Below are 3,560 nucleotides of genomic sequence, written 5' to 3'. Positions count from 1 at the left end.
CACCGCGCGCCCCCGCCGCCCCGCAGTCGCGTCCCCCCGAGGCCTTCCCGGACGCCACCCGCCCCATGTCCCAGGAGGAGCTGCCCGTTCCCTGGAAGCCCCAGGGCGCGGGCGAAGCCACCGAGGCCCTGGAGGCCGCGAAGATCTTCGGCGCCCTGTCCCAGACCACCGGCAACATGCCGGCCTACCTGGACGAGAAGGCGACCCCCTACGTCCCGCCAAAAGAGGCCCCGCGCCGCCAGGCCCCCGTCGTCGACGAGCGTCCCCACGAGACCCGCCCCATGCAGGTGCGGACCAAGACGCGCGAAACGCTCGTGGGCTACGACATGGACATCTCCGCGGCCCTCAAGCAGGCGGAGCTGAAGCGCCGCGAGGCCGAGCTCGCCGAGCAGAAGCGCAAGAAGAAGCAGCAGCCCGCGAAGTCCCCGGGCGGCAGCCCGCTCGCGGGCCTGTGGCCCATCCCGCCCCAGTACCGCTTCTGGGCCATGCTCCTGGTGGTCGCCCTGGCGTGCGGCCTGGGCTTCGGCGTGATGTGGCTGTTGCTCAACGCCGACGGCGGCGCTTGAACCCCAGGCCTTTCAGTCCAGCGCCGGCAGCCGGTACTGGATGCCCAGCGACACCGTGGCGGTGTTCAGCCAGTTGCTCGTGAAGCCGTCGCTGAACTCCTCCTCGTTGTCGTCGGACGTGCCGCGCGCGCCGCCGCCCAGGTAGCGCAGGTTGAGGAACGCCTCCACGGTGTCCGTGATGCGCACGCCGCCGCGCAGGCTCGCGTCCAGCAGCGCCCCCTCCGTGGCCGAGTCGTCATCGCCGTTGAGGATGGCCGTCGTCGCGTAGCTGCCATCCGCCTCCAGCCCCACCCACCAGTTCCGGCTCAAGGGCCACCGCACGCGCACCTTGAGCAGCGGCACCGGCCCCACGTCCCGGTTGGCCCGCCGCAGGGTCCCGTCCGCGGACGTGAAGACGAACGTCGCGTTGCGCAGCTGGAGGGACGCGCCCACGGACAGCTCCCGCTCGGGGTCGCCCAGCAGGTCGTAGAGGTAGCTGGCCCGGTAGAACGGGAACGCGTAGCGCACGTCCAGCGGCGTGTTCTCCGGGAACGTGAGCCCGTCAATCGTGACGTCCCGCCGCAGCACCACCTGCGTCTGGAGGTCCAGCGGCTGCACCAGGAACACCACCGTGTGCCGCCCGCGCAGGGACAGCTCCGCGCTCAGGCGCACGAACGTGTAGAGGTTGTCCTGCCCGCCGTCCTCCGGGAAGCGGAAGATGGTGCCGTCGCTCCCCTCCCGCAGGCTGTGCGACAGGACGTCCAGGAAGCCCAGCTCCGCCACCGCGCGCAGCTCCACGCGCGGCGCCTCCGCGCGCGCGGCGCCCGCCACCCCGAGCAGCCCCGCCACCACGCCTGCCATCCTCTGGAACCGGTGCATCGTTTCCCCCCCGGGAAGTGCGTCCTCGCCGCCGGAAGCAGACCCGACCCGCGCGCGCGAAGGGGGCCCCTGTGAGGGGACTGTTCACTGCCTGCTCGTGCGTCTGTCAGGCGCCCGTCAGGGGCAGGGGCGGCGCCACGGGCGGCTCCAGCGGCAGGAAGAGCCGGAAGATGGTGCCCTTGCCCGTCTCCGGCGTGTCCAGCGACACCTGGCCCAGGTGCGTATCCATGATGCGCTTCACCAGGGCGAGCCCCAGCCCGGTGCCCTGCGCCTTGGTGGTGAAGAAGGGTTCGAAGACGCGCGTGCGCAGCTCCGGCGGGATGCCCGGCCCCGTGTCGGAGAGCTCCACCTGGACGCCGGCCCGGTCCACCCACGCCCTGCGCGCCACCACGCGCAGCGTGCCGCCCTGGGGCATGGCCTGCACGGCGTTGAGCGCCACGTTGAGGAAGCACTGGCGGATGAGCCGCTCGTCCACCGTCACCGGCGGCACGCCCTCCTCCATCATCCACTCCACCCGCACCGGATGCGGCGAGGTGGCGCCCACGTCGGAGAGCGCGCTGCCCACCGCCTCCTCCAGCAGCTGCGCCACGGAGACCGGGTACGGGTGCGGCGACGGAGGCCGCGCGAAGGTGAGCAGGTCCGCCACCATGCGGTCCAGCCGGTCCGCCTCCTCCCCCACGATGTCCAGCAGCGGCGTCGCCGCGCTCTCCGGGCCGACGATGCGGCGGATGGTGGCCACGGAGTTGAAGATGGCGCCCAGGGGGTTGCGCACCTCGTGGGCCACCACCGCGGACAGCTCCCCCAGCGCGGCCAGCCGCTCGCGGTTCACCAGCTGCTCCTGCGTGCGCGCCAGCTTCGCGTAGCTCTGCTTCAGGTCCTCCACCAGCCGCGCGCCCTCCAGCGCCAGCGACAGCTGGTTGGCGATGGCGTCCGCCCGCTCCAGCTCCGCGGGCGTGAAGCGGCGCGCCCGGCGCGTCTCCACCATCACCGCCACGCCCACCATCTGGTCGTGCACGGCGAGCGGCAGCACCATGTACGCCAGGCCCTCCGCGGCCTGGCGCAGCTCGTCGTTCACCCGCACCTCCGTGTCCGCGTCCTCCACCCGCAGCGGCTGGCGCGTGCGGAACACCTGGCCCGCGAGCGAGTTCGACGACAGGTCCAGCGGCACCTCGCGCCCCAACAGCTCCGGGTGGCCGCCCGTCGCCGCGCGGATGGCCAGCCGCTGGCCCTCCGCGTCCGGCAGGAGCACGTACGCGTCCGGCACGTCCACGATGCGCGCCAGGCTGGTGACGCCCGTGGCCAGCAGCCGGTCCAGCTCCAGCGTGGCCGCCAGCGCCTTGCCCACCTCGTGCATCAGCGCCAGGTCCTCCGCGCGGCCGCGCACCTCGTCCAGCAGCCGGTGGGATTCGATGGCCGCCGCGAAGTGCGTGCCCATGGCCTGGAGCGTCTCCACCTCCAGCGCGGTGAGCCGCCGGCGCGCGTGGAACAGCACGCTCAGCGTGCCCACGCCCCGCGAGCGCACCCGCAGCGGCACCGACACCAGCGTCTGGAACGCCAGCGCCCGGAGCGCGTCGCGCGTGGGCGCGGGGCACGTCTCCGCGTCCAGCACCTGCACCGCGTCCGGCATCCCGCCCGGCCGGGGAAGTGAGCCCAGCCGCGCCCGGCGCACGCGCGCCACCGCGTCCTCGGACAGGCCGCGTGAATAGACCAGCTCCAGGGGCTCGCCCGGCTCGTGCCGCGTGTCCGCGGGCAGGAGCAGGCACACCGCGTCGCAGCCCAGCAGGCCGGAAATCTCCTCCGTGCCGGAGCCGAAGAAGGCGCGCGGGTGCGGCGCGGACGCGGCCTGCGCCGCCAGCCGTCCCAGCGCGGTGAGCGCCGTGGCGCGCACGCTCAGCCGCTGGATGGTGCGCGCCGCGTCCAGCGCGGAGGACACCTGCTGGCCGAACAGCCGCACCGCGGACACGTCCTCCTCGCTCAGCCACTCGGAGGCCAGCACCAGCATGGCCATGGGCGTGTTCTCCACGTCGATGCGCACCCCCACCGCCCGGTGCGTCTGCGCGCGGCGGAACACCGCCAGCACCGCGTCCATGCGCGCCTCGGACACGAAGCGGGACGCCTCCATGCCCAGGTCCTCCA

Annotated in this window: 3 protein-coding genes; 1 reads left to right on the top strand and 2 read right to left on the bottom strand. The window is 73.7% G+C overall.

Translation table 11 applies throughout. The annotated features are described in order from the left end of the window. On the top strand, positions 1 to 566 hold a 566-nt coding region (locus ACLEQD_RS39305; protein WP_410391032.1), incomplete at its 5' end, for a hypothetical protein. Positions 567 to 578: 12 nt separating this feature from the next. Here the strand turns inward: ACLEQD_RS39305 and ACLEQD_RS39300 are convergent. Beyond that, on the bottom strand, positions 579 to 1,406 hold the full coding sequence (locus tag ACLEQD_RS39300) for an outer membrane protein (RefSeq protein ID WP_410391030.1): 828 nt from the start codon (positions 1,404 to 1,406) through the stop codon (positions 579 to 581). A 124-nt stretch (positions 1,407 to 1,530) separates the two neighbouring features. Then, positions 1,531 to 3,560 (bottom strand): GAF domain-containing protein (locus ACLEQD_RS39295; RefSeq protein WP_410391028.1); only part of this gene is annotated, 2,030 nt, incomplete at its 5' end.

Source organism: Corallococcus sp. 4LFB, from assembly GCF_046520365.1.
In the GTDB taxonomy this organism is placed as follows: domain Bacteria; phylum Myxococcota; class Myxococcia; order Myxococcales; family Myxococcaceae; genus Corallococcus; species Corallococcus caeni.
The sequence above is the reverse complement of the archived record's forward strand: the minus strand, read 5'-3'. Positions and strand labels throughout refer to the sequence as shown.

Excerpts from the sequence above, each read along its gene's own strand:
- ACLEQD_RS39300 (WP_410391030.1), bottom strand. The coding sequence starts at position 1,406 with ATGGCAGGCGTGGTGGCGGGGCTGCTCGGGGTGGCGGGCGCCGCGCGC.